This window comes from Plantibacter sp. (assembly GCF_059073635.1).
On the sequence record NZ_JCACOF010000012.1, the window covers coordinates 264,404 to 289,678 of the forward strand.

The 25,275-nt window shown below is 69.9% G+C and carries 22 protein-coding genes, 1 tRNA gene and 1 pseudogene; 18 read left to right on the forward strand and 6 right to left on the reverse strand.

All coding sequences use genetic code 11. The annotated features are described in order from the left end of the window. Positions 1–112: 112 nt before the first annotated feature. On the forward strand, positions 113–2,317 hold the full coding sequence (locus AC5JOC_RS18580; RefSeq protein ID WP_494246977.1) for an acyltransferase family protein: 2,205 nt from the start codon (positions 113–115) through the stop codon (positions 2,315–2,317). On the opposite strand, the gene AC5JOC_RS18585 is transcribed toward AC5JOC_RS18580, so the two are convergent. The 4 genes and pseudogenes from AC5JOC_RS18585 to AC5JOC_RS18600 all read right to left on the reverse strand — a co-directional run bounded on the left by AC5JOC_RS18585 (position 2,297) and on the right by AC5JOC_RS18600 (position 7,490). Further along, complete coding sequence (locus tag AC5JOC_RS18585) at positions 2,297–3,970, reverse strand: dipeptide ABC transporter ATP-binding protein (protein ID WP_494246978.1); 1,674 nt, start codon at positions 3,968–3,970, stop codon at positions 2,297–2,299. The two genes, AC5JOC_RS18580 and AC5JOC_RS18585, sit on opposite strands and share 21 nt — an antisense overlap. Further along, positions 3,967–4,845: an ABC transporter permease gene (locus AC5JOC_RS18590; protein WP_124769182.1), complete on the reverse strand. Its 879-nt coding sequence runs from the start codon at positions 4,843–4,845 to the stop codon at positions 3,967–3,969. The genes AC5JOC_RS18585 and AC5JOC_RS18590 overlap by 4 nt, the downstream gene beginning before the upstream one ends. Then, positions 4,842–5,819, reverse strand: a complete 978-nt coding sequence (locus AC5JOC_RS18595; RefSeq protein WP_494246979.1) for an ABC transporter permease — start codon at positions 5,817–5,819, stop codon at positions 4,842–4,844. Before AC5JOC_RS18595 ends, AC5JOC_RS18590 begins: the two co-directional genes overlap by 4 nt. After that, positions 5,816–7,490, reverse strand: a pseudogene (locus AC5JOC_RS18600) (ABC transporter substrate-binding protein). The gene AC5JOC_RS18595 and the pseudogene AC5JOC_RS18600 overlap by 4 nt, the downstream one beginning before the upstream one ends. 154 nt (positions 7,491–7,644) lie before the next feature. Between AC5JOC_RS18600 and AC5JOC_RS18605 the strand changes: the two are divergent. From AC5JOC_RS18605 to ndk, 5 genes are all read left to right on the forward strand, one after another. Next, positions 7,645–8,295: a TetR/AcrR family transcriptional regulator gene (locus tag AC5JOC_RS18605; RefSeq protein ID WP_079705719.1), complete on the forward strand. Its 651-nt coding sequence runs from the start codon at positions 7,645–7,647 to the stop codon at positions 8,293–8,295. A gap of 239 nt (positions 8,296–8,534) precedes the next feature. After that, positions 8,535–11,903, forward strand: coding sequence for an isoleucine--tRNA ligase (gene ileS, locus AC5JOC_RS18610; RefSeq protein WP_494246980.1), 3,369 nt, complete (start codon positions 8,535–8,537; stop codon positions 11,901–11,903). Then, the gene (locus tag AC5JOC_RS18615) at positions 11,893–13,272 is read left to right on the forward strand and encodes a bifunctional folylpolyglutamate synthase/dihydrofolate synthase (RefSeq protein WP_124769186.1); all 1,380 of its coding nucleotides are present in this window, start codon (positions 11,893–11,895) and stop codon (positions 13,270–13,272) included. The genes ileS and AC5JOC_RS18615 overlap by 11 nt, the downstream gene beginning before the upstream one ends. Beyond that, positions 13,269–13,643: a DUF4233 domain-containing protein gene (locus AC5JOC_RS18620; protein ID WP_064295611.1), complete on the forward strand. Its 375-nt coding sequence runs from the start codon at positions 13,269–13,271 to the stop codon at positions 13,641–13,643. Before AC5JOC_RS18615 ends, AC5JOC_RS18620 begins: the two co-directional genes overlap by 4 nt. A 2-nt stretch (positions 13,644–13,645) precedes the next feature. Next, entirely contained in the window at positions 13,646–14,062 is a 417-nt protein-coding gene (ndk, locus tag AC5JOC_RS18625; protein WP_064295600.1) for a nucleoside-diphosphate kinase, read from the forward strand. Between the two features lie 88 nt (positions 14,063–14,150). Here ndk and AC5JOC_RS18630 read toward each other — a convergent pair whose 3' ends face one another. Beyond that, complete coding sequence (locus AC5JOC_RS18630; protein ID WP_159878484.1) at positions 14,151–14,750, reverse strand: vitamin K epoxide reductase family protein; 600 nt, start codon at positions 14,748–14,750, stop codon at positions 14,151–14,153. Between the two features lie 312 nt (positions 14,751–15,062). On the opposite strand from AC5JOC_RS18630, the gene AC5JOC_RS18635 reads away from it, so the two are divergent. Beyond that, positions 15,063–17,477 carry an Rne/Rng family ribonuclease gene (locus tag AC5JOC_RS18635; protein ID WP_494246981.1) on the forward strand — a complete coding sequence of 805 codons (2,415 nt, stop codon included), beginning with the start codon at positions 15,063–15,065 and terminating at the stop codon, positions 17,475–17,477. A 10-nt stretch (positions 17,478–17,487) separates the two neighbouring features. On the opposite strand, the gene AC5JOC_RS18640 is transcribed toward AC5JOC_RS18635, so the two are convergent. Then, entirely contained in the window at positions 17,488–17,778 is a 291-nt protein-coding gene (locus AC5JOC_RS18640) for a DUF4031 domain-containing protein (protein WP_064295598.1), read from the reverse strand. 335 nt (positions 17,779–18,113) lie between these two features. On the opposite strand from AC5JOC_RS18640, the gene rplU reads away from it, so the two are divergent. The 11 genes from rplU to AC5JOC_RS18695 all read left to right on the forward strand — a co-directional run bounded on the left by rplU (position 18,114) and on the right by AC5JOC_RS18695 (position 25,241). Beyond that, complete coding sequence (gene rplU, locus AC5JOC_RS18645) at positions 18,114–18,422, forward strand: 50S ribosomal protein L21 (RefSeq protein ID WP_079002324.1); 309 nt, start codon at positions 18,114–18,116, stop codon at positions 18,420–18,422. Positions 18,423–18,442: 20 nt separating this feature from the next. Next, complete coding sequence (gene rpmA, locus AC5JOC_RS18650; protein WP_056006626.1) at positions 18,443–18,700, forward strand: 50S ribosomal protein L27; 258 nt, start codon at positions 18,443–18,445, stop codon at positions 18,698–18,700. Positions 18,701–18,791: 91 nt separating this feature from the next. Beyond that, positions 18,792–20,366, forward strand: coding sequence for a GTPase ObgE (obgE, locus tag AC5JOC_RS18655; RefSeq protein ID WP_079705726.1), 1,575 nt, complete (start codon positions 18,792–18,794; stop codon positions 20,364–20,366). Further along, the gene (gene proB, locus AC5JOC_RS18660; protein WP_079002325.1) at positions 20,363–21,142 is read left to right on the forward strand and encodes a glutamate 5-kinase; all 780 of its coding nucleotides are present in this window, start codon (positions 20,363–20,365) and stop codon (positions 21,140–21,142) included. Before obgE ends, proB begins: the two co-directional genes overlap by 4 nt. 42 nt (positions 21,143–21,184) lie before the next feature. Further along, on the forward strand, positions 21,185–22,453 hold the full coding sequence (locus AC5JOC_RS18665; protein ID WP_494246982.1) for a glutamate-5-semialdehyde dehydrogenase: 1,269 nt from the start codon (positions 21,185–21,187) through the stop codon (positions 22,451–22,453). Between the two features lie 49 nt (positions 22,454–22,502). Continuing rightward, positions 22,503–22,712: a hypothetical protein gene (locus AC5JOC_RS18670; RefSeq protein WP_124769192.1), complete on the forward strand. Its 210-nt coding sequence runs from the start codon at positions 22,503–22,505 to the stop codon at positions 22,710–22,712. Next, on the forward strand, positions 22,663–23,340 hold the full coding sequence (gene nadD / locus AC5JOC_RS18675) for a nicotinate-nucleotide adenylyltransferase (RefSeq protein ID WP_079705729.1): 678 nt from the start codon (positions 22,663–22,665) through the stop codon (positions 23,338–23,340). Before AC5JOC_RS18670 ends, nadD begins: the two co-directional genes overlap by 50 nt. A 278-nt stretch (positions 23,341–23,618) precedes the next feature. After that, the gene (locus AC5JOC_RS18680; RefSeq protein ID WP_494246983.1) at positions 23,619–24,032 is read left to right on the forward strand and encodes a hypothetical protein; all 414 of its coding nucleotides are present in this window, start codon (positions 23,619–23,621) and stop codon (positions 24,030–24,032) included. After that, entirely contained in the window at positions 24,029–24,628 is a 600-nt protein-coding gene (locus AC5JOC_RS18685) for a hypothetical protein (RefSeq protein WP_494246984.1), read from the forward strand. The genes AC5JOC_RS18680 and AC5JOC_RS18685 overlap by 4 nt, the downstream gene beginning before the upstream one ends. Positions 24,629–24,683: 55 nt before the next feature. Continuing rightward, positions 24,684–25,061 (forward strand): ribosome silencing factor, encoded by a 378-nt coding sequence (gene rsfS, locus AC5JOC_RS18690; protein WP_079002329.1) that lies wholly within the window; start codon positions 24,684–24,686, stop codon positions 25,059–25,061. A 107-nt stretch (positions 25,062–25,168) separates the two neighbouring features. Further along, a tRNA-Ala gene (locus tag AC5JOC_RS18695) sits at positions 25,169–25,241 on the forward strand. Positions 25,242–25,275: the final 34 nt, after the last annotated feature.

Consider the following 25,275-nt stretch of genomic DNA (forward strand, 5'->3'; position numbering starts at 1 on the left):
TGTGCGGCACCGTGTCTGCGTGCCTGAGTGTGTGGGAACATCCCATGCTATCGCAGGGGACCGGGAGGACGCCGGACCGCAGACCGTCATCCTCCGCCGATAGCATCGGACCGTGTCGACCAGAGCCGCCTCCGGCCCCGTGAGAGCCGACCTCCAAGGCCTTCGTGCCGTGGCGGTCTCGCTCGTCGTGGTGTTCCATCTCTGGCCGGGGCTCGTGCCGGGCGGGTTCGTCGGCGTCGACGTGTTCTTCGCGATCTCCGGGTTCCTCATCACGGCGCACCTCCTCGCCGAGGTCGAGCGATCCGGTTCGGTCCGACTCGGGCGGTTCTGGGCCCGGCGCGCACGACGGCTGCTCCCCGCTGCGCTCACCGTCCTCACCGCGACCCTCGTCGCGAGCTGGTACCTCGCACCGCTCGGGGACCTGCCCCGGTTCCTGCGCGAGATCGCGTGGTCGGGCCTGTACATCGAGAACTGGGCGCTCGCCGGATCCGCGATCGACTACCTCGCGGCAGAGGACGCTCCGTCGCCCGTGCAGCACTTCTGGTCGCTGTCGGTCGAGGAGCAGTTCTACCTCGTCTGGCCGATCCTGGTCCTCGTCGCCGGCTGGCTCGCCGTGCGGTTCGCCCGACGCTCGGCCGCGCCGACGGTACGGCGTCGGGGCGTCGCGATCGCGATCGGACTCGTCTGCATCGCGTCGGCCGCCTGGTCGGTCGTCTTCACCGCGCAAGACCCGTCCCCGGCCTACTTCGCGACGACGACGAGGGCCTGGGAGTTCGCCGCCGGCGGACTGACGGCGATCCTGGTGGCCGAGGGAGCCCGGCGCGGGTGGGCGCTGCGGGCGGGTGCGCGCACGGTCGTCGCCTGGCTCGGGTTCGCCGCGATCGGGGCGGCTGCCGTCTGGTTTTCGGGGGAGACGCCCTTCCCGGCGTTGACCGCGGCGCTGCCGGTGGGCGGGACGATCGCCGTGATCGCGGCCTGGGCCCCGGACGTCCGGTGGTCGCCGACCGCGCTGCTCGCCCGGGCGCCGATCCAGTGGCTCGGCGACCGCTCCTACGCGGTCTACCTCTGGCACTGGCCCCTCATCGTGTTCGGCGGGATCGTGCTCGCTCGGTCGGCCTCCATCCCCGAGCAGCTCGTCCTCCTCGTCATCACGGGCGTCCTCGCGGAGGTGACGACGCGGTTCGTGGAGCGCCCGATCCGGTTCGGGCGGATCGCCGGTTGGCGGCCACGACGGGTCATCGGCGCGACCGCCCTCGCGATGAGCGTCCTGTTGGTCGCCTCGATCGGGGTGCTCCCCGGTGCCGAGGCGCGCATCGCGGCCGAACAGCAGCGCATCGAGACCCTGGTCGCGACCCCGTCGAACTGCCTCGGTGCCGCGGAGCTCGTCGATGCTGCAGCGTGTCCGCGGGACGACGGAGCGTCATCGGACGGCACGGAGGGCTCCGGTGGCGAGACCTCGCGCGACGGTTCCTCGGCGTCTCCCGGGGACGAGACCCGCGGGGTCGTCATTCCTGACGCGTCGCTCGCCGACCTGCCGCCGGACCGCTGCATCACCGACATCCGGGCTGCCGCGTTCGAGGTCTGCGCCTACGGCGCCAGCGCGGAGCAGGCGACGAGGACGGTGGCGCTCATCGGGGACTCCCACGCCGAGCAGTGGTTGCCGGCGTTCGCGACGGCTGCCGAGACGAACGGGTGGCGGCTCCTCGTCGCGGCGAAGAGCTCCTGCCCGTTCAGCGACGCCGAGCGCACGGAGCCCGGGACGAGCGCGGCGGTGCTCGCCGAGATGCGCGCCGGGTGCCTGAGCTGGAACCGCGACGCCCTCGAGCTGCTGCAGGACGAACCGGAGATCGACACGCTCGTCGTCTCGGCGCGCGCCCGGAACCCGGTCGTCGCCGAGGGGGACCGCGACTGGCGGGAGGTGGCCGCGGAAGCCTATGCGGAGCGCTGGGCGCTCGTGCCAGCGACGATCGAGCAGATCGTCGTCCTGCGTGACACCCCGACGATGTCGGACGACGTGCTGGAGTGCGTCCGCGACGACGCTGATCCGGAGGACGGGTGCGCCCGGGACCGGAGCGACGCGCTCACGGAGGATCCGCAGTACGAGGCCGCCCTCGCGAGCACCGACCCACGGGTCCGCGCCGTCGACCTCTCGGACGCCCTGTGCGCGTCCGATCGGTGCTCGCCGGTCATCGGTGGTGTCCTCGCGTACCGCGATCACCACCACCTGAGCTGGGTGTACGCCGAGACCCTCGCGCCCGTCGTCCAGGCGGTGCTGGACCGGATCCCGACGCCGGAGTCAGGCGCCGTCGCGCCCTGATGCCGCACCGGGCGCGATGAGGCGCGGAGCGTCGGCTGCGAGTCGGGCGGTGTAGGGGTGGGCCGGGGCGGTGAAGACCTGCTCGGCGTCGCCATGCTCGACCACCCGCCCGTGCTGCATCACGGCGACCCGGTCGCTCATGTGCCGGATGACGCCGAGGTCGTGGGAGATCAACAGGTAGCTCAGGCCGTGGCGTCGCTGCAGCTCGTCGAGGAGGTCCAGGATCCTGGCCTGGACGGTGACGTCGAGCGCGGAGACGGGTTCGTCGAGGATGAGCGTCGACGGTCGACTCGCGAGTGCCCGCGCGATCGCCACGCGTTGCCGCTGCCCGCCGGAGAGGGTCCGCGGGCGCGCGCGAGCCAGCGAGGGATGGAGGCCGACGTCCTCGAGGAGACGGGTGATGTCGCGAGGTGCGACTTCGCGTCCATGAACGGCGTCGGCGAGGATGGCGTCGACGCGCCAGCGTGGATCGAACGAGCTCAGCGGATCCTGCGAGACCCAGCCCAGACGGTTCCGTCGTGGACGACGCGCTCGCTCGTGGAGCTCCGACCATGGTTCGCCCTCGAGGAGCACCGTTCCCGACTGTGGCGCGGTGAGGCCGAGTGCGATGCGGGCGAGGGTGGTCTTGCCCGAACCGGACTCGCCGACCACGCCCAGGGTCGTCCCCGGTTCCAGGCGGAGCGAGACGTCGTCGACCGCCAGGATCGCCGAGGCGCCGCGGCCACGCTCGAAGCTGCGGGAGACGGATCGGAACTCGAGCGCGGGTGCGTCCGATCGGTCCTGCGTCGTCGGGCGGGTGCGCGTCGCCGGCTGTTCGGCCACCGGTGCCGCGTCGACCGGCTGGTCTGCGCTGAGGCGTGTCCCTCGAGCGCGGTCGGTGGGGACCGCGGCGATGAGGGCCCGGGTGTACGGGTGTGTCGGCCTGGTCAGCAGCTGTTCGGCCGGCCCCTGCTCGACGACGACACCGTGCTGCATCACGACGAGGTGGTCGGCGATCGACGAGACGACGGCGAGGTCGTGGCTGATCAGGAGGAGGCCCGCCCCGCGCCGCTTGACGTCGTCGAGGAGGCCGATGACACGTGCTTGGACGGTGACGTCGAGCGCGGTCGTCGGTTCGTCGGCGATGAGGAGGTCGGGGTCCAGTGCGATCGCCGACGCGATGAGCGCGCGCTGACGGAGTCCGCCGGAGAGTTCGCCGGAACGTTGGCCGATGCGGGAAGCCGGGTCGGGCATGCCGACGGATTCGAGGAGTTCGAGCACCCGCCGGGTGCGGGCGGTCCGGTCGAGGTCGGTGCCGAGTCGGAGTGCGTCGTCGATCTCGCGCCCGATCGGTCGCAAGGGGTCGAGCGACACGAGGGCGTCCTGGAGGACGAGTCCGATGCGACGCCCGCGCAGGCGTCGCCAGGCCGATGCTCCGAGTCCGCGGAGGTCGGTGCCGTCGAAGTCGAGTCGAGTGGCCGTCACCCGCGCAGATGCGCCGGCGAGGCCCAGGAGCGATCTGGCGGTCACGCTCTTGCCGGAGCCCGACTCGCCGACGATCGCGACGCAGGTGCCGCGCTCGACCTGGAAGGAGACGCCGGAGACGACGGCGTCCCCGCTGTCGAATCCGACCGTCAGTGCTTCCACCTGGAGCAGTGGACTGGTGTCGCTCATCGGCCATCCTCCCGAGATCGGCGCTGGAGACCCCGGCCGAGGACCGTGGTGGACAGGGCGGTCGCGACGATCATCAGACCCGGGAACGCCGTGAGCCACCACGCCGTCGCGAGGTAGGTTCGTGCTGCGGCGAGCATGGCACCCCATTCCGGCGCGGGTGGTTGCGCCCCGAGCCCGAGGTAGCTCAGGGCGGACGCCCAGACGACCGCCTGTCCGATGCCGAGGGTCGCGAGGACGAACAGCGGGGCGACGGCGTTCGGGAGGATGTGTCGGAACAGGATCCGGGCCGGCCCGTGCCCGAGCACTCGCGCGGCCTCGACGAAGTCGGAGGAGCGGACCTGGAGCAGCTGACCGCGGATGAGGCGCGCATAGCCCGGCGCCGTCGACAGGCCGACCGCGATCGTCGCCGTGACGGGACCGGGCCCCGCGATGACGATCACGAGGAGCGCGAGCAACAGGCCGGGGAACGCGAAGAGCACCTCGAGGACGCGTCCTACGGCGAAGTCCGCGATCCGGCCGCCGACTGCGGCGATCGTCGCGAGGACTGCTCCGAGGATCAGTCCGATGGCCGTCGCGGCGACGCCGATGAGGAGCGAGGTCCCCGCACCGTGCACGACCCGGCTCCAGACGTCGCGGCCGGACTCGTCCGTGCCGAACCAGTGCGTGAGGGAGGGCGGCGAGAACGCGGCCCGCGGGTCGACCGCCGTCGGTGACGCTGTCGCGAACAGCTGGGGGGCGAGCGCACAGCCGAGCAGGAACAGCACCACCACGGCCGCGACGATCTCGGGTGCGCCGAATCCCGACGACCGGCGCCATCCGCGGCGGACCCGGGCGTCGGCGCTTCCGGACGCCGGCGTGATCGCGAGCCCGCTCATGAACCGGACCGCCGGATCCGGTCGCGTGGGTCGAGCAGCTCCGCCGCGAGGTCCGCGAGGAACATGACGACGACGTAGGCCACCGCCGAGCTCAGCACCACGCCGGTGACCACCGGGACATCGCGGACGGTCACCGCCTGGAGCAGCGTCCGTCCGAGGCCGGGCCGGGCGAAGATGGTCTCCACCACCACCGCGCCGCTGATGAGGTACCCGAAGGCCCATCCCGACAGGTTCACCGCGGGCACGGCGGCGTGGCGTAGGCCGTGTCTGAGCAGGAGGCCGGTGGTCGATTCACCACGGGCGGCCGCGGAGACGGCGAACGGTGCGCTCCCCGCGTCGAGCAACGGTTCCCGCATCACCTGGGCCAGGAACCCGGCGACCGGGATGGCCAGGGTCAGCACCGGGAGGATGAGACCGACCGCATCACCCGTGCTCACCGGAGGGAGCCATCCGAGCCAGGTGCTGAAGAGTGTGATGAGGACGGTCGCGAGCCAGAACTGGGGGAGCGACGCCGCCACGAGCTCGACGGCCGATCCGAGGGCCGCGGACACCCGCCCACCACGGGTCGACCAGACCGCGAGGCCGAGCGCGAGGAGCCAGGCGACGGCGAGCGACGCCGTCGCCAGTACCAGCGTCCCGCCGAGCTGTTCGGCGAGCACCTGGGCCACCGGCGTGCGGAGGGACGCCGACTCGCCGAGATCCCCCTGGACCAGTCGGACCAGTTGCGCGAGGTACTGCACGAGGAGCGGCTGGTCCAGGCCGTACTGCTCGCGCACCCGCTCGAGCGCTTCAGCCGACGCCTGGGAGCCGGGGCCACCGAGATAGGCCTGCGCCGGATCGCCGGGGATCAGCCGGACGGCGAAGAAGGTGACCGTCGCGACCGCCCAGAGCACGAACACCGCACCGGCCAGACGCGCCCCGATCCGCCCGGCCAGGCGGCGGAGGTCGCGTCCCGAGCGGCCGACGGAGCTCACTCCACGAGCCAGGCGTCCCCGAAGACCGGCGTCGACACCGTCGGCAGCGCGCGGACGCCCTGCAGCGAGGTGCTCAGCAGGAAGTGGTTCTGCTGGTCGTAGAGCGGCAGGATGTAGTAGCCGTCGAGGATGATCTGCTGCGCCTGCTCGTAGAGGAACGCCCGCTCCTCGGGATCGAGGGTGTCGCTCGCCTGCTTCAGGATCTCGTCGAGCGCGGGGTCGTCCAGCTGGGCGTGGTTCGCGAAGTAGCCGCTCGGCGCCGGGACGATGCCCGAGGAGTCGTAGAGCACGCGGAGCACGTCCGGTCCCACCTTCGTGTACGGAGCGCTGACGGCCTCGTAGGCGTTGGAGCCGAGCGCCTCGTACCAGCTCGAGAGGTCGAGCAGCTCGAGCTGCACGTCGAAGCCGGCGTCACCGGCTCCGGCCTGGATCTGCTCGAAGAGCGACTGCTCGGCCGGGATCGACTGGTTCGTGCTGACGGGGAACCGCACGGTCAGCCGGACGCCGTCCTTCGTCCGCACGCCGTCCTCGTCCTTCTCGGTCCAGCCTGCCTCGTCCAGGAGCTTGTTCGCCGCATCGAGGTCGTAGCCGAACAGGCTCTCGTCGGAGTAGGCGGTGGCCTCCGCACTCGACAGCGGCGAGTAGGAACGCTTCGCCGTGCCGAAGAACAGGGACTCGATGCCGGCGTTCACGTCCGTCGACCGCACGAAGGCCTCACGCACGCGCTGGTCGTCGAACGGCGCCTGTCCCGCGTTCAGCTCGATCCGGTTCGAGGCACCGGGGCGCGGTGCGTCCAGGTCGACGATCGTCTTCGAGTCCTTCGCCTGCGCGATCGTGTCGGGCTGCGCGTTGTCGATGATGTCGACGTCGCCGCTCTGGAGTGCCGCGAAGCGCGACGCGGAGTCGGGGATGAAGCGCCACGTGATGCCGTCGAGGTACGCCGGCCCGTCGTTCGCGGCGTCGCCCGGTGCCGAGTCGTAGGCGTCGTTCCGGACGAGCGAGACGTGGTCCTGCTTCACCCACTCGTCGACGACGAACGGTCCGGTACCGACCGGCGCATCGCAGTTCGCCGCCTCACCGCGGGCGATCCCCGTCGGGGACTCCATCGCCGTCCACGGCTGCGACAACGACTCCAGGAGCGCGCTGTCGGGAGCGGAGAGGATGAACCGGGCCGTCGTGGCGTCGACCGCCTCGACCGACGCGACCTTGCCCACCGCGAGGTAGCCCGTGGACGACTTCGTCGCCGGGTCCTGCAGGTGCTCGATGTTCGCCTTGACCGCTGCCGCGTCGAACGGGGTGCCGTCGGTGAACGTCACGTCCGACCGCAGCGTGAACTCCCAGGTCAGACCGTCCTCCGACGTCGTCCAGGACTCGGCGAGCCACGGGATGATCTCACCCTTCGCGTCTCGGGAGACGAGCGGCTCGAGGAACTGTGCACTCAACAGGGCCTGCGGGTAGTTGCCGCCGACGTGCGGATCGAGACACGTGGGCTCGGCGTCCCCGCTGGCGTAGACGAGGGTCCCACCGGCCTTCGGCGTGCTCGACGTCGGCCGGCGTCCCCGGTGCACACGCTGCGAGCAGGACCGCGAGCGGAACGAGCGCCGCGGCGATGCGCAACGGACGACGCGAGGACGCAGGGCGTCGACGGGCAGGGGAGGGGGATGCGGGCACAGGGACTCCAGAAGGCGATCGACCGGGTGCTGAGGGCCCGGTGGCGGCGTCGGACGAATTATTGGACGCCGTCTCGGAACCAGCATAGAGCCTCGGCACCACGCCCCGACCCCTCGCACGACGGCTAGGCTCACAGGCGGCGGAAGGAGCCCACATGGCACGACCACCGGCACGGAACGCCGTCGGCAGACCCCGACGATCCTCCCGACGCGTCCTCGAGGAGGCGGCCGCCGAACTCTTCCTCGAACAGGGATACCCCGGCACCACCGTCGACCAGATCGCGAGCCGCGCCGGCGTCAGCCGCAACACCTTCTTCAACTACTTCGGCTCCAAGAGCGACGTCCTCTGGGTCGACGTCGACGCCGCGCTCGCCGGACTCGAACGGGCGCTCGCCGCAGCCGGGGACGCCCCCGCGACGGATGTCGCCGACGCCATGCCGTCACTGCAAGCCGCGCTCCTGGGCATCGCCGAGGAGCGCTCGAACGGCGCCGTGCCCTGGGCGCTCACGCAGATCGAGCTGATGGACACCGCGTGGGAGCTGCAGGCGTCCGGCCTCGAACGTCTGCTGCGTCTCCAAGCCGTGCTCCGGGTCTCGCTCGCGCGCCTCGCCGTCCGCGCCGACGAGCTGACCATCCGGTCCGCCGCAGCGGCGCTCGCCGGCGCGATCGTCGCCGGCGCCGGGGCCTGGGCGGCCGCAGGTGTCGGCCGGGGCGAGCTCGGCGACTACCTCCGCCGCGCGATCGCTCCGGTGGTGGACGGGTACGGCCGCGCCCTCGCCCGGATCGACGGGCCGAGCTCCTCGTAGCCGACCCTCCTCGGAGCCGCTCCGCAGGCTGTACGATGGGACCATCGACATCGATCCGGCCATCACCGGGGAGTCCTCGGCAGAACAGCGACCGCTCAGCGGGAGCCCAGTAGAACCGAGCGGGTCAGGCCCGTCACAGCCGATGCAGAGCGGCCGTTCCAGTGGAGCGGCAAGCGGGGTGGTACCGCGTCGGCAACGCCGGCGTCCTCGCAGGACCCACGAGACCTGCCAGGAGAACGATGAGCTACCCGAAGTCCCAGGAACCGACCCCAACCGAGTCGGCGTCGAACGGCGCGGCGTTCGGCGTGACGCCGTCGCCCAGCTTCCCCTCGATCGAGGAGGGGGTGCTCGCCCGTTGGGCCGCCGACGGCACCTTCCAGGCCTCCATCGACCAGCGCGAGGGCGCTCCGGAGTGGGTGTTCTACGACGGCCCGCCCTTCGCGAACGGCCTCCCGCACTACGGTCACCTCCTCACGGGCTACGCCAAGGACCTCTTCCCCCGGTTCCAGACGATGCGCGGCAAGCAGGTGCACCGCCGGTTCGGCTGGGACACCCACGGCCTCCCCGCCGAGCTCGAGGCGGAGCGCCAGCTCGGCATCACCGACAAGCGACAGATCGACGAGATGGGGCTCGCCGCCTTCAACCAGGTCGCACGCGACTCCGTCCTCCGCTACACGGAGGAATGGCAGGACTACGTGACGCGCCAGGCGCGCTGGGTCGACTTCGAGCACGACTACAAGACCCTCGACGTGACCTACATGGAGTCGGTCATCTGGGCCTTCAAGCAGCTCCACGACAAGGGCCTCGCCTACGAGGGCTACCGGGTGCTGCCCTACTGCTGGCGCGACCAGACGCCGCTCTCCAACCACGAGCTGCGGATGGACGACGACGTCTACCGTTCCCGTCAGGACCAGACCGTCACGGTCACCTTCCCGCTGGTCGGTCCGAAGGCCGAGAGCCTCGGACTGACCGCCGTCCGCGCGCTCGCCTGGACGACCACGCCCTGGACCCTGCCGACGAACGCCGCGCTCGCCGTCGGGCCCGACATCGAGTACGCGGTCGTCCCGGCCGGTCCGAACGGCACCCCCGACGCCACGGTGCTCCGCGAGGAGGGCTCCGCCCACGCCGACACCGAGGTCCTCGGCGGCGAGTACCTCATCGCCTCGGCGCTGCTCGGCAACTACGCGAAGGACCTCGGCTACGACTCCGCGGCCGAGGCGCAGGCCGCCGTCTCCCGGACGATCGTCGGGCGCGAGCTCGAAGGCGTCTCCTACGACCGCCTCTGGGACTACTACGCCGACGCCGAGTGGGGCATGGAGCAGGCCTGGCGCATCCTCGTCGCCGACTACGTGTCGACCGAGGACGGCACCGGCATCGTGCACCAGGCCCCCGCCTACGGTGAAGAGGACCAGAAGGTGTGCGAGGCCGCCGGCATCCCGGTGATCGTCTCCGTCGACGACGGCGGGAAGTTCCTCCCCGAGGTGTCCGACGTCGCCGGTCTCCAGGTCTTCGACGCCAACAAGCCGCTCACCCAGCTGTTGAAGGCACAGGGACGCCTCCTGCGTCAGGCGAGCTACGAGCACTCCTACCCGCACTGCTGGCGCTGCAAGCAGCCGCTCATCTACAAGGCGGTGTCGAGCTGGTTCGTCCGCGTGCCCGAGTTCCGCGACCGCATGGAGGAGCTCAACCAGGAGATCACCTGGGTGCCGGAGAACGTGAAGGACGGACAGTTCGGCAAGTGGCTCGCGGGTGCGCGCGACTGGTCGATCAGCCGCAACCGGTACTGGGGTTCACCGATCCCGGTGTGGAAGAGCGACGACCCGGCCTACCCGCGCATCGACGTGTACGGCTCGCTGGACGAGCTCGAGGCCGACTTCGGCGTGCGCCCGACCGATCTGCACCGCCCGTACATCGACGAGCTCACGCGGCCGAACCCCGACGACCCGACCGGCCGGTCGACGATGCGCCGCATCACCGACGTCCTCGACGTCTGGTTCGACTCCGGATCGATGCCGTTCGCCCAGGTGCACTACCCGTTCGAGAACCGCGAGTGGTTCGACTCGCACAGCCCCGCGGACTTCATCGTCGAGTACATCGGCCAGACGCGTGGGTGGTTCTACCTCCTGCACGTGCTGTCGACCGCGCTGTTCGACCGGCCGGCGTTCACGAGCGTCGTGAGCCACGGCATCGTCCTCGGCAGCGACGGCCAGAAGATGTCGAAGTCGCTGCGCAACTACCCGGACGTCAACGAGGTCTTCGACCGCGACGGTTCCGACGCCATGCGCTGGTTCCTCATGTCGAGCTCGGTGCTGCGCGGCGGCAACCTCGTCGTGACGGAGGAGGGCATCCGTGAGGGCGTCCGCCAGGTGATGCTGCCGTTGTGGAACACCTGGTACTTCTTCTCGCTGTACGCCAACACGGCGGTGCCTGGTGGCTACGACGCCGAGTGGCGCACGGACTCCACCGACGTCCTCGACCGCTACATCCTCGCCAAGACGCGTGAGCTCGTCGTCACGGTGACCGACCACCTCGAGGCGTTCGACGCGACCCTCGCAGCGGCCTCGCTGCGGGACTTCGCGGACGTCCTGACCAACTGGTACGTGCGTCGCTCCCGCGACCGCTTCTGGTCGACCGACGGTGGCGTCTTCGACCGCGACGCCTTCGACACGCTCTACACCGTCCTCGAGACGTACTGCCGGGTCGCCGCTCCACTCCTGCCGCTCATCACGGAGCAGATCTGGACCGGCCTGACGGGCGAGCGCAGCGTGCACCTCACCGACTGGCCTGAGCCCGAGGCGTTCCCGGAGGACGCAGCACTCGTCGAGGCGATGGACCGGGTCCGCGAGGTCTCCGGTGTCACCCTCGCCCTCCGCAAGCAGGCCGGTCTCCGTGTCCGGTTGCCGCTCGCATCGCTCACCGTGGTCACGCCCGACCCCGCGTCGCTCGCACCGTTCGAGGCGATCCTCCGCGAGGAGCTCAACCTCAAGGCCGTCTCCTTCGCCGAGTTGACCGACACCAGCGGCACCGAGTTCGGCGTCACCTCGCGCCTCTCGATCAACGCCCGCGCGGCGGGCCCGCGCCTCGGCAAGACGGTGCAGCAGGCGATCAAGGGCGCTCGGAGCGGCGACTGGTCCGAGGTCGACGGCACGGTCACGGCCGGCGGCATCGAGCTCGTCGACGGCGAGTACGAGCTCGTCATGGAGGCGTCCTCGGGCGCCGCCGGTGGCGTTGCGCTCGCGCTCCTGCCCTCGGGTGGCTTCGCCCTGCTCGAGACCACGCTGACGCCCGAGCTCGAAGCGGAGGGACTCGCCCGCGACGTCATCCGTGCTGTGCAGGACACCCGGAAGGCGGCGGACCTGCAGGTGAGCGACCGGATCCGGCTGCAGCTCCGATTCGAGGACGACGCCGACGAACGCGCGGTGCGCAGTGCTCTCGACGTGGTCGACCTCGCCGGCGACACCCTGGCGACGTCCCTGACCTGGTCCGACGACGAGGCCCAGGCTGGAGCGTCGGGCTTCGCCCAGTCGTTCGCGGCCGGGAAGTTCGGCAACGCCGGAGCCTTCACCGTGACCGTCGCGCGTGCAGAGGAGACCGCCGATGTCCGATGACCTGATCCCCGGAGACGAGTTGTCCGCGGCCGATGCCGCCGACGCCGTGTACCGCGAGCTCCTGGAACGGCTGGGGGAGGCCCAGCCGCAGCCGCGTCTCGGTGCCACCAAGCGGGCGCTCGAGCTCCTCGGCAACCCGGAGTCGTCCTTCGCGATCATCCAGATCGCCGGAACGAACGGCAAGACGAGCACGGCGCGCATGATCGAGAGCATCCTCCGCGCCCACGGGCTCCGCACCGGTCTCTTCACGAGTCCGCACCTCGTCCGGTTCACCGAGCGCATCGGGATCGACGGCGAGCGGATCTCGGACGAGGCCGTCGCCAGGAACTGGGACGACATCAAGCCGTATCTGGCGATGGTCGACGCCGAGCTCACGGCGGCCGGTGAGCCCGCGCTGACCTTCTTCGAGGCGCTCACCGTCCTGGGATTCGCCTGCTTCGGCGACGCCCCCGTCGACGTCGCCGTCGTCGAGGTGGGGATGGGCGGTGCCTGGGACTCGACGAACGCCGCCGATGCCGAGGTCGCCGTCTTCACGCCCATCGACCTCGACCACGTGCAGCGTCTCGGCAAGACGATCGCCGAGATCGCGCGCACCAAGGCCGGCATCATCAAGCCCGGGGCGCAGGTGGTCTCGGCCGCGCAGCACCCCGACGCGCGTCAGGCGATCGTCGACGCCGCCGCGGCGGTCGACGACCCGGCCGTGTTCGAAGGTGAGGAGTTCGCCCTCGTGCAGGACGCCGTGGCGGTGGGCGGACAGCTCATCACCGTCCGAGGGCGCGCCGGCACCTACCCGGAGCTGTACCTCCCGCTCTACGGGGACCACCAGGGACGGAACGCGACGCTCGCGATCGCCGCGGTCGAGGCGTTCCTCGGCGGAGCGACCCAGCCGATCGCGGAGGACGTCCTCGCGGAGGGCCTCACCGAGGTCGCCTCCCCGGGGCGTCTGCAGCTCATCGGCACCGAACCGACCGTGCTCGTCGACGCGGCGCACAACCCGCACGGTGCCGCGTCCCTGGTCGCCGCACTCGGCAGCTACTTCGACGTCGACGAGATCGCCTTCGTGGTCGGCATCCTCCAGGACAAGGACGCCGCCGGCATCCTGACGACCCTGGCGCCCGCCGCATCCGGCTTCTTCTTCACCCAGTCGGAGTCGGAGCGGGCGATCCCCGCCGAGGAGCTCTCGCGCCTCGCCGCATCGCTCGACCTGCCGGCGTCGACCTTCGCCGACACGCTCGACGAGGCCGCGGAGGACGCACGGCGCTGGGCCGAGGAGGCGCCGCGCCGGCTGGTGGTGATCACCGGCTCGATCACCCTCGTGGGCGAGGCGATCGAGATCGCCGACGACCGGGAATGGAAGGCGACCGCATGAGCGGCATGGCACGGAGTCGGGCTCCACGGAGCATCAAGCAGACCCTCGGATCGATCATCCTCGGCTTCGAGATGATCGTCATGTTCCTCGGCGCGCTCGTCATCTTCGGGCTGAAGGCCCTCCCGGCCCCGGTCGCGTTGATCGGCGGAGCGGTGCTGTGCCTGATCATCGTCGCGACGATCCCGCTCCTGCGATTCCGCTGGGGGTATTGGCTGGGCTGGGCGGTGCAAGCCGCTATCGTGGCTACCGGCCTGCTCGTGCCGATGATGTTCCTCGTCGGCGGGATGGCCGCAGCCGTCTGGACCTATGCGATGGTCCAAGGCGACAAGATCGAGCGTCAGCAGGCGCTCTACCGAGAAGCGAAGGATTGACCGTGGCTGTTGAAGAAACCCTGGTACTCGTGAAGCCTGACGGCGTCGCACGCAACCTGACCGGCGAGATCCTCCGTCGGATCGAGGCGAAGGGCTATTCGCTCGTGGACCTGCGCATGGTCGAGCCGGACCGCGAGCTGCTGGCCGCCCACTACGCCGAGCACGAGGGCAAGCCGTTCTACGAGCCCCTCGTCGAGTTCATGCTGAGCGGTCCCGTCGTCGCGATCCGCGTCGCCGGCAACCGCGTCATCGAGGGCTTCCGCTCGCTCGCCGGCACGACCGACCCGACCACCGCCGCGCCCGGGACCATCCGCGGCGACTTCGGCCGCGACTGGGGCCTCAAGGTCCAGCAGAACCTCGTCCACGGCTCGGACAGCCCCGAGTCCGCCTCCCGCGAGCTCGCGCTCTGGTTCGCCTGACGCACCGACTCCGCACGACGAAGCCCGCCTCCGATTCCGGGGGCGGGCTTCGTCGTACGCGTCCGGCGGCCGTTCGGGCCGCCACCGGCTACAGGTAGGACAGGACGTCGAGGCGGAGCTGGGCGATGACCGCCACCACGAGGTAGCACCCGAGCGTCACCACCACGATCCAGGAGGACACGACCCCGGCGACGCGGCGGACGGCGGGGGACGCCGGGATGATGCCGTTCCGCAGGGTGAACGCGGTCACCGCGATGAACGAGGGGATCGTCACCGACCAGGTGACCATGCACCACGGGCACAGCGTGCCGAGGACGAAGATGCTCTGCGAGATCAGCCAGATGACGAATCCCAGCGCGCCGAGGAACCCGATGTTGAAGGCGATCCAGAACCACCGCGCGAACTGCGCACCGGCGAGGACCGCGACGCCGACGGCGATCGGGGCGATCCAGGCGGCGAGACCGATGATCGGGTTCGGGAACCCGAGGATGGCACCCTGCCAGGAGTTCAGGTTGACCCCGCACTGCACGAGGATGCTCAGATTGCAGCCGAGCTGGGCGTTCGGATCCTGCAGGAGCTGGAACTTGTCGAGGGTGAGCGCGAACGCCGCGATCCACCCGATGACACCTGCGACGATGAGGAAGATGGCGAGGCCCTTGGGGCGCGCGTCGATGACCGGAGTTGACACGCCCTGATTCTCGCACGCCCGCCTGAACGGCGGCGGGACATGCCCGGGTGGTCCGTACTCAGGACCGTCGGCCCTGTTCGTGCGATAATCGTGGGGTGGTGCCCGAGCCGCGCTCGACCGCACGACACAACAGGCTTGTTGGGCAATGAGAGCCCAGGACCCGCCGGCACGTGCCGGCACGATCGTGAGAGCTCCGAGAGCCAGCGATCACACAGGATTTGCGAACGGCTGCACCCGCGGCCGCACGCACGAGACGAAGAACCGGAGGGTGGCGCGGCCACCGACCCGGCATAGGGGAGTACACCAGGAATGGTGAAAGAGCACACCGAGGATCCGGCCACGCCGGGGACCGAGCACGAACCGACCGACCAGCACCTCACGACGCCTGAGACGGCGGACGAGTCGACCAGCACCGAGACGGACGCCCAGGCGGCCGGGCCCGACGAGCAGTCGGCACCTGCCGCACCGGTGCGTCCACCGACCACCATGCTGCTGTTCCAGGCGCCCGACCTGCCGCCGATCGTCCACCGCGACGACGAACCGCTCGAGGCGGAGCTCAGCTCGTCGAGGCGTCGCACGCGTCGTCGTGCCGGCGAGGACGGACCGGAGCAGGGCGAGCGGGGTGGCGACTCGCGCCCCGACACCCGCAACGTGGTCAAGGTCCGCACGCCGCGTGAGCCGGAACTCATCACCGAACCGCAGAAGGTGCGCGGCTCGACGAGGCTCGAGGCCAAGAAGCAGCGTCGCCGTGACGGACGCGACGCCGGTCGTCGTCGTCCGGTCGTCACCGAGGCCGAGTTCCTCGCCCGCCGCGAATCGGTCGACCGTGTCATGGTCGTCCGCTCCAAGAACGGCAAGACGCAGATCGGCGTGCTGGAGGACGGCGTGCTCGTGGAGCACTACGTCGCCAGGAGCCAGGAGGCGTCGCTCATCGGCAACGTCTACCTCGGCCGCGTGCAGAACGTCCTGCCCAGCATGGAGGCGGCGTTCGTCGACATCGGTCGCGGACGCAACGCGGTGCTCTACTCCGGCGAGGTCGACTGGGACTCCGTGGAGACGGGCAACCAGCCTCGCCGGATCGAGCTCGCGCTCAAGGGTGGCGACAAGGTCCTCGTCCAGGTCACGAAGGACCCGGTCGGGCACAAGGGTGCGCGCCTGACGAGTCAGGTCTCGCTCCCCGGTCGGTACCTCGTCTACGTGCCGAACGGCTCGATGAACGGCATCTCGCGCAAGCTGCCCGACACGGAGCGCGCCCGCCTGAAGAAGATCCTCAAGGAGGTCCTCCCGGAGAACGTCGGCGTCATCGTCCGCACGGCCGCCGAGGGCGCGACCGAGGAGCAGCTCACGCTCGACGTCACGCGGCTGAAGTCGCAGTGGTCGGAGATCTCCCGTCAGATCGAGACGGTCCAGTCGCCGGCACTGCTGCACAGCGAGCCCGACCTGCTCATCAAGATCATCCGCGACGTCTTCAACGAGGACTTCCACAAGCTCGTCATCCAGGGCTCGGATGCGCTGCAGGACATCCAGAGCTACCTGCGCGGCGTCGCCCCCGACCTGCTCGAGCGGGTCGAGCCGTACGACGGCACGGGCGACTCCTTCGTGGACTACCGCATCGCCGAGCAGATCGAGAAGGCGCTCGACCGCAAGGTCTGGCTGCCGTCCGGCGGATCCCTCGTGATCGACCGCACCGAGGCCATGACGGTCGTCGACGTCAACACGGGGAAGTTCGTCGGTTCCGGCGGCAACCTCGAGGAGACGGTCACCAAGAACAACCTCGAGGCCGCTGAGGAGGTCGTGCGTCAGCTGCGGCTGCGCGACATCGGCGGGATCATCGTCGTCGACTTCATCGACATGGTGCTCGAGTCGAACCGCGACCTCGTGCTGCGCCGCCTCGTGGAGTGCCTCAGCCGCGACCGCACGAAGCACCAGGTCGCCGAGGTCACCTCGCTCGGTCTCGTGCAGATGACGCGCAAGAAGCTCGGTCTCGGCCTGCTCGAGACGTTCAGCGAGCCCTGCGAGGTCTGCGCCGGACGCGGCGTGGTCGTGCACCACGACCCCGTCGTGAAGCACCGCCAGACGCCGCAGCCGGAGCAGCAGCGCCGGCGCGGCAAGGGCGGGTCCCAGGGCGGCCAGCCGTCCTCGAACGGCCAGAGCGCCCAGCAGAAGCCGGCCGGACAGACGCACGGGATCACCGACGACGCGAAGAACGCGCTCGCCCTGATCGCGGCGCGCACGCTGCACCACGAGGAGCTCGCCGCCGCCGAGGCCGTGGCCGACGCCGTCGTGGCCGAGGCGCAGCACACGCAGTCGCAGCACACCGAGGCGCAGGGTTCCGAGGAGTCGGTCGCGGACGAGTCCACGACGTCACCGGAGGATCAGTCCGGGTCGCACGACGGTCGTCGGAGCCGGCGCGAGAAGCGCGAACCGCGCCGTCGCGGCGGTGACGGGTCCCGCCGGGGTGCTTCGGAGGAACGCCCCACCGAGGCGCCGAGCGAATCCGCGGCCCCGGCGCTGGCCTTGCTCGACCTGCCGATCGCACCGGTCGCCGACAAGCCGCGTCGCGCAGCCGTCGCGGACCCCGAGCACCTGCTCGAGTCCGTCCTCGACGCGCTCCCCGAGCCGAAGCAGCCGGGTCAGGGTCGCGGCCGCAGCCGCCGGGTGTCGACAGCTTCACTCGCGGGCGGACAGGCCGTCGGTTCGGACGGCGCGCAGCGTCAGGCCGAATAGTCCGGTCGCATCAGGACGGCGCGTCTCCTCGGGAGGCGCGCCGTTCGCGTGCGGTGATGCGCAAGCCGCTGGCGATGAGTCGACGGACGAGTTCGCCGCCGGTCACCGCGACGGCGCCGGCCGCCACGAGCGACGCATGGCGCTCGGCGGGGACGTCGTAATGGTCGAGGTCGAACGATCGCGGCGGGAGCCCGGTGCGTCCGGCGAAGGCGTGCAACTCCTCCAGGGAGCTGTCGCTCACCACGTGGGACCAGAGCGTGCCGTGCGCCGGCCACAGCGGGGGATCGATGAGCACCGTCATGCCTCCATCCAACCATCGAGCCTCTCGCGCGATTCCCGTCCGTGGTCGGACGCGCCGGGCACCCGGCCGGCGTTCAGGAGCCCCCGGGGTACACTGGTCGAGTGCGTCCGGTGTGGGAGCCGTGAGGAACAGCCTCGGTCACGAGGTTCTGTGCCCACTGGTTTGACCTGGACTGCACGATGAAGTAAACTCGACCGTTGGTGTGCATTGAGTTTTCAATGCCACGCCCAACGGTTTTCTGCCATCAAGGTGTCCCACGTGTTCGAGCCTTTCCGAGCAGTAACTTCCAGCAACAGTCAGTCGGAGCGTTTCGCTCCCCAAAGAACGGGTACGTAGTGGTTTACGCAGTTGTGCGCGCCGGAGGACGGCAGGAGAAGGTCGAGATCGGAACCATCGTCACGATGGACCGGGTCAAGGCCGACAAGGATGGCAACATCGAGCTTCCCGCGGTGCTCCACGTCGACGGTGAGAAGATCATCTCCGACGCGAAGTCGCTCGCGAAGATCACGGTGACGGCCGAGGTGCTCGAGAACCTCCGCGGTCCGAAGATCATCATCCAGAAGTTCAAGAACAAGACCGGTTACAAGAAGCGTCAGGGGCACCGTCAGGAGCTCACGCGCGTCAAGATCACCGGCATCAAGTAAGGCATCGAGGAGAAGAAGAGATGGCACACAAGAAGGGTGCGAGTTCCACTCGCAACGGTCGTGACTCCAACGCACAGCGTCTCGGTGTGAAGCGCTTCGGCGGCCAGGTCGTCCTCGCGGGCGAGATCCTCGTCCGTCAGCGCGGCACGCACTTCCACCCCGGCGCCAACGTCGGTCGTGGCGGCGACGACACGCTGTTCGCCCTCGAGGCCGGCTCCGTGCAGTTCGGCAACAAGGGCGGCCGCAAGGTCGTCAACATCGTCGCTGCTGCAGAGTAGCAACAACGTCTTTCCAGCAGGGGGCGGGCTTCGGCCCGCCCCCTGCTGTCGTACAACCGAGTTCCATGATCCAGAGAGGGGCTGAGCGTCCATGGTCACATTCGTCGACCGGGTCACACTGCACCTGCGAGCGGGCGGCGGCGGCAACGGCTGCGTCTCCGTGAAGCGCGAGAAGTTCAAGCCGCTGGCCGGCCCCGATGGCGGCAACGGCGGACACGGTGGTGACATCGTGCTCGTGTCCGATCCTCAGATCACGACGCTGCTCGGGTACCACCGGTCACCGCACCGGAGCTCCGACACCGGCGGCTTCGGCATGGGCGACCACCGCAACGGGTTCCAGGGCGAGACGCTCATCCTGCCCGTGCCCGTCGGGACGGTCGTCAAGGACGTCGACGGCGTCGAACTCGTCGACTTCGTCGAGCCCGGCATGGAGTTCGTCGTCGCTCCCGGCGGCCAGGGCGGCCTCGGGAACGCGGCACTCTCCTCGACCAAGCGCAAGGCCCCCGGGTTCGCGCTGCTCGGCACGCCCGGCTGGGAAGGCGACGTCCTCCTCGAGCTGAAGACCGTCGCCGACGTCGCGCTCGTCGGGTACCCCTCCGCCGGCAAGTCCAGCCTCATCGCGGCGATGTCCGCGGCGAAGCCCAAGATCGCGGACTACCCGTTCACCACCCTGCACCCGAACCTCGGCGTCGTCGAGGCCGGCGAGGTCCGCTACACCATGGCGGACGTCCCCGGGCTCATCGAGGGCGCCAGTGAGGGCAAGGGCCTCGGTCTCGAGTTCCTGCGTCACGTCGAGCGCTGCTCCGCGCTCCTGCACGTGCTGGACTGCGCGACGCTCGAACCGGGACGCGACCCGATCAGCGACCTCGACATCATCCTGGCCGAGCTCGCCGCCTACCCGGTGCCGGAGGGGCAGACGCCGCTGGTCGAGCGCCCGCAGCTCATCGCCCTCAACAAGATCGACGTCCCGGAGGCGAGGGAGCTCGCCGAGTTCCTGCGTCCCGACCTCGAGGCGCGCGGCTACAAGGTCTTCGAGATCTCGACGGTCTCGCGCGAAGGCCTCCGACAGCTCTCGTTCGCGTTGAGCGAGCTCGTCGAGGAGAGCCGCGCCCGCGCAGCCCTCGAGGCCGCCAAGCCCCGGATCGTGCTGCGCCCGAAGCCCGTCGACGACTCCAAGTTCACCGTCACGGTCGAGGGTGGCACCTACGGCAACCTCTACCGCATCCTCGGCGCGAAGCCGGAACGCTGGGTGCAGCAGACGGACTTCAACAACGAGGAGGCCGTCGGGTTCCTCGCGGACCGCCTGGCGAAGCTCGGCGTCGAAGAGGCGCTCTTCAAGGCCGGTGCCGTCGCCGGCGCGACCGTGATGATCGGTGCGGGTGGCGGTGTGGTCTTCGACTGGGAGCCCACACTCACGAGCACCGCGGAACTGCTGACGCAGCCGCGTGGAACGGACCCGCGTCTCGACGCGAGCCACCGCCCGACGCGCAACCAGCGTCGCGACGAGTACTTCGAGCGCATGGACGCCAAGGCCGAGGCCCGTGCCGAGCTGCTCCGCGAACGTGCGGCCGGCCTCTGGAACGACGACGAGGGCTTCGAGGTCGGCTCCGTGCCGGCCGACGCACAGCAGGACGAGGGTGTCACGACGGAGGACGACGACCGGTGACCATCCACCAGCGCAGTGGCATCCCCTCGGCGCGACGCATCGTCGTGAAGGTCGGGTCCTCCTCGATCAGTGGCGACAACGCCGGGCAGATCACTGCGCTGGTCGAGGCTCTGGCCGAGGCGCACGCCCGAGGCACCGAGGTCATCCTCGTGTCCTCGGGCGCCATCGCGACCGGGATGCCCTACCTCCGCCTCGACGCCCGTCCGAGCGACCTGGCGACGCAGCAGGCGGCTGCAGCCGTCGGGCAGAACGTGCTGATCTACCGGTACCAGGACAGCCTCGACCGGTTCGGCATCGTCGCGGGCCAGGTGCTGCTCACCGCGGGCGACCTCGAGAACCCCAGTCACCGCAGCAACGCCCAGCGGGCGATGGAACGCCTCCTCGGGTTGCGCATCCTGCCGATCGTGAACGAGAACGACACCGTCGCGACGCACGAGATCCGGTTCGGCGACAACGACCGCCTTGCCGCCCTCGTGTCGGTCCTCGTCGCGGCCGACGTCCTCGTCCTCCTGAGTGACGTCGACGCGCTGTACACCCGCCCTCCGCACGAAGCGGGTGCCGAGCGGATCGAGGAGGTCCCGTTCGGAGACACCCTCTCGGGCGTCACCTTCGGCGACATCGGCTCCGCGGGCGTCGGCACCGGGGGAGCGGGCACGAAGGTGTCGGCCGCCCGGTTGGCCGCCGAGGCGGGGACGTCCGTCCTCGTGACGTCGACCACGAACGTCGCGTCCGCCCTCCGCGGTGAGCACCTCGGCACCTGGTTCCAACCGGCGTGACGCGGAGAGCGTCCACCAGACGCCGCTGAGTAGAATCGACGCATGTCGTCGCCAACCACCACCGTGCTGCCACTCGCGGATCGTCTCACCGCTGCGAAGCGTGCCTCCCGGGTCCTCGCCCAGGCGACCACCGCGCAGAAGAACCGGGCCCTCGAGGCCATCGCCGTCGCGATCGTCGAGGGCGCGGATGCGGTCATCGCCGCCAACGAGCGCGACCTCGTCGCGGGACGCGAGCAGGGCATCAGTGTCGGCCTGCAAGACCGTCTCCGCCTCGATCGGGGCCGCATCGACGGGCTCGCGGTGGCGGTCCGCGACGTCATCGCGATCGTCGATCCGGTCGGCCAGGTGGTCCGCGGGAGCAACACTCCGGACGGGGTGAAGCTCGAACAGGTACGCGTCCCGTTCGGCGTGGTCGGCGCGATCTACGAGGCGCGCCCGAACGTGACGGTCGACATCGCCGCCCTCGCGATCAAGAGCGGCAACGCCGTGGTGCTCCGCGGCGGGTCAGCGGCGGAACACTCGAACGCGGTCCTCGTGGGGCTGCTGCGATCGGCACTCGAGTCCGTCGGCCTTCCCGGGGACGCGGTACAGACCATCGACGAGTTCGGTCGCGACGGTGCGAAGCAGCTCATGAACGCCAGAGGCCTGATCGACGTCCTCATCCCGCGGGGGAGCGCGTCACTCATCGAGACGGTCGTCCGGGAGTCGACGGTCCCCGTGATCGAGACCGGCGCCGGCGTCGTCCACGTGTTCCTCGACGAGAGTGCCGAACTCGACTGGGCCGTCGACATCGTGCGCAACGCCAAGGTGCAGCGCCCATCGGTCTGCAACGCGCTCGAGACGATCCTCGTCCACCGCGCTGCGGCCGCGCGCCTGCTGCCCGCCGTGCTCGGCGACCTGCGCGAGCACGGGGTGCTCATCCACGCGGACGAACGTGCCAGCGAGGTCTTCGCCGACGTCGTGCCCGCCGTGGAGGAGGACTGGTCCACCGAGCACATGTCGCTCGAGCTCTCGGTGCGCGTGGTCGACGACCTCGACGCCGCGCTCGAGCACATCGACCGATACTCCACCGGACACACCGACGCGATCATCACGAACGACGTGGTGAACGCCGACCGGTTCCTCGCCGAGGTCGATTCGGCCGTCGTCATGGTCAACGCCTCGACCCGCTTCACCGACGGCGCCGAGTTCGGATTCGGCGCCGAGGTCGGCATCTCGACGCAGAAGCTCCATGCCCGCGGACCGATGGGGCTGCCGGAACTCACGAGTACGAAGTGGCTCGTGCGTGGTTCGGGCCACACCCGTCGGTAGTCGCTAGACTGGTACGGGCGTCACCAGGCGTCGCACAGAAGGAGAGATCATGTCGATTGCCGCGTCCGTCTTGGCCACCGCCGTCCTGGCTGAATCGGAGCACGCCGTCGAACTCGCCGCACCGACCTGGGTGTTCGGCGCGGTCGCCCTCGTGCTGTTCGCCATCCTCGGCGCCGTGACCTTCAGCTACCGCGACGTCGCCAACCGCCATGCCGACAAGGGCGAGTCGGCCGCCGCTCACGGCGAGCACGGCCACTAAGCTGTCCGGCGTGAGCGCGCCCGTCACCGAGACGACCACCCGTCGTCCTCGGATCGGGGTCATGGGCGGGACGTTCGACCCGATCCACCACGGGCACCTCGTCGCCGCCTCGGAGGTCGCGCAGCACTTCGATCTCGATGAGGTCGTCTTCGTCCCGACCGGCATGCCGTACCGGAAGTCGGGCGTGAGCGACAGCGAGCACCGCTACCTCATGACCGTGATCGCCACCGCAGCGAACCCCCGCTTCACCGTCAGCCGGGTCGACATCGACCGAGCCGGACCGACGTACACGATCGACACGCTGCGCGATCTGCGCCGCAAACGTCCCGATGCCGAGCTGTTCTTCATCACGGGTGCCGACGCGATCGCCCAGATCCTCAGTTGGAAAGACGTCAGAGAGGTCTGGGACCTCGCTCACTTCGTCGCTGTGAGTAGACCGGGACACGATTTGAACGTTTCCGGATTACCACAGCACGACGTAAGCTTGTTGGAAGTTCCGGCCCTAGCGATATCGTCGACGGATTGCCGGAGCCGGGTGAGCAAAGGCTTTCCGGTCTGGTATCTGGTTCCCGACGGTGTCGTGCAGTACATCACCAAGCACCACCTGTATCGGAGTGAAGCCACATGACCGCGTTGCCAGAGGATGCGCCCCTGACCAGGCGACAGGCTCGAGCGAGCCAGCAGCCGTCGACGTCCGCTGACGAAGCGACGCCGGACGCTGCTGCGCCACGGACACGACGCGCGTCGACATCCGAACCCGTCGCCGGGGGAGCGATCCCCGAGCAGGCCACGTCGCGCGACGAGAGTGTTCCAACGCCTTCGTCCACGTCACCCGCGCCGTCGTCGAGCGCTCCGGCATCCGGTGCACCTGCTCCGGCCCCGACCGGTGGACTCACGCGCCGTCAGTTGCGAGAACTCGAGCGCACCGGCTCGATCGAGCAGGTGGGCTCCCCGGCAGCGCCGGTCGCTCCTCCGGTCGAGCAGCCGGTCCCTTCGGTCGCCCTGCCGCCGCGGACGCCGGACCAGGTGGTCGCTCCGCCCCAGAAGCAGAACAAGGCGGCCCGTCAGCAGGCCGCGAAGCTCGCGCAGCAGGAAGCGGACGCCAAGGCTGCCGCTGCAGCTGAGCAGGAACGTCGCGAAGCCGAGGCCACCAAGCAGGCCGAGCAGCGCCAGGCCGCCGAGCGCAAGGCCGAAGAACAGCAGGCCGCAGAACGCAAGGCCGCGAACGCAAGGCGGCTGAACGCAAGGCCGCTGAGCGGGCCGCCGCCGACGAGCGCGCAGCCAAGGCCCGGTCCGCCGAGGCGCCGACGCCTCCCGTGACCCCCGCCGCCACGACACCGGTGGCCACCGGTTCACTCTTCGACGTCTCGGACCGCGACGACATCTCCGAGGACCCCGCGTCGACCCTGTCGAAGGGGTTCGGGCGCGACTCCATGCTCGTCGCGGCACTCGAAGCCGAGAAGGCTTCGCAGGCCGACAACGAGGTCGCGTTCGAAGACCTCCTCGGAAGCGGCATGACGAGCACGGGGCAGATCACCACGAGCTCGCTCATCATCCCCGTCGCTCCGGCGCAGGCTGAGGCGGGTGCCACATCCAACTCCACGGGCGAGATCCTCATCACCGGAACCATCGATCTGCCCCGCGGACTGGGTTCCGCCGGTCAAGACCCGAACCATTTCGACGGTGCAGGGATCGACCGACTCATCGAGGGCGACGAGCTGCCGGCCTCGGTCACCGCAGCGTCCCCGGTCGCGGCCAGCCGCGCGGTCAGTAGCCACGGTTCCACCCGCGACGTCGTCCCGGCCACCACCAACCAGAGCAACAAGCTGCTGATGACGCTCGCGATCGCCGCCGCGGTGCTCGCCGCCGGCGTGATCGCGGTGCTCATCATCGGTTTCTTCGGCGGAGCGTTCTAGCCCTGCCGACATTCATCCGATCGCGCACCATGCGATCGCCAGAGGAGTACACCACATGACCCTGTCCGACACCACACTGGACGCCGTCCAGCTCGCAGCGACCGCAGCCGAGTCCAAAGGCGGCGAGGATCTCGTCGCGCTCGATGTCTCCGGTCCGTTGCCGTTCGTCGACGCCTTCCTCCTCGTCACCGGTCGGAGTGAGCGCAACGTCGTCGCCATCGCCGGCGAGGTCGAAGACCGCCTGAACGCGAGCGGCGTGAAGACGCTGCGACGCGAAGGCAAGTCCGAGGGGCGGTGGATCCTGCTCGACTTCGGCGAGGTCGTCGTCCACGTCTTCCACGAGGAGGAGCGGATGTACTACTCGCTGGAGCGTCTGTGGAAGGACTGCCCGGTGATTCCGCTGGTCTCGTCCGCACCGCAGCCCGCGAACTGACCATCCCGTCGGTGCCGAGCACCGAAAGTGGTCACAACCGCTCTCAAGATGTAGTAACCTATTCAAGTTGCTTCCGCTGAAACAGCAGGGGCAAGCAAGTTGAATACGGGTCTGTGGCGCAGCTGGTAGCGCACCTGCATGGCATGCAGGGGGTCAGGGGTTCGAGTCCCCTCAGATCCACCCGAACACCGAGAAGTCCCCGTCAGCCGAACAG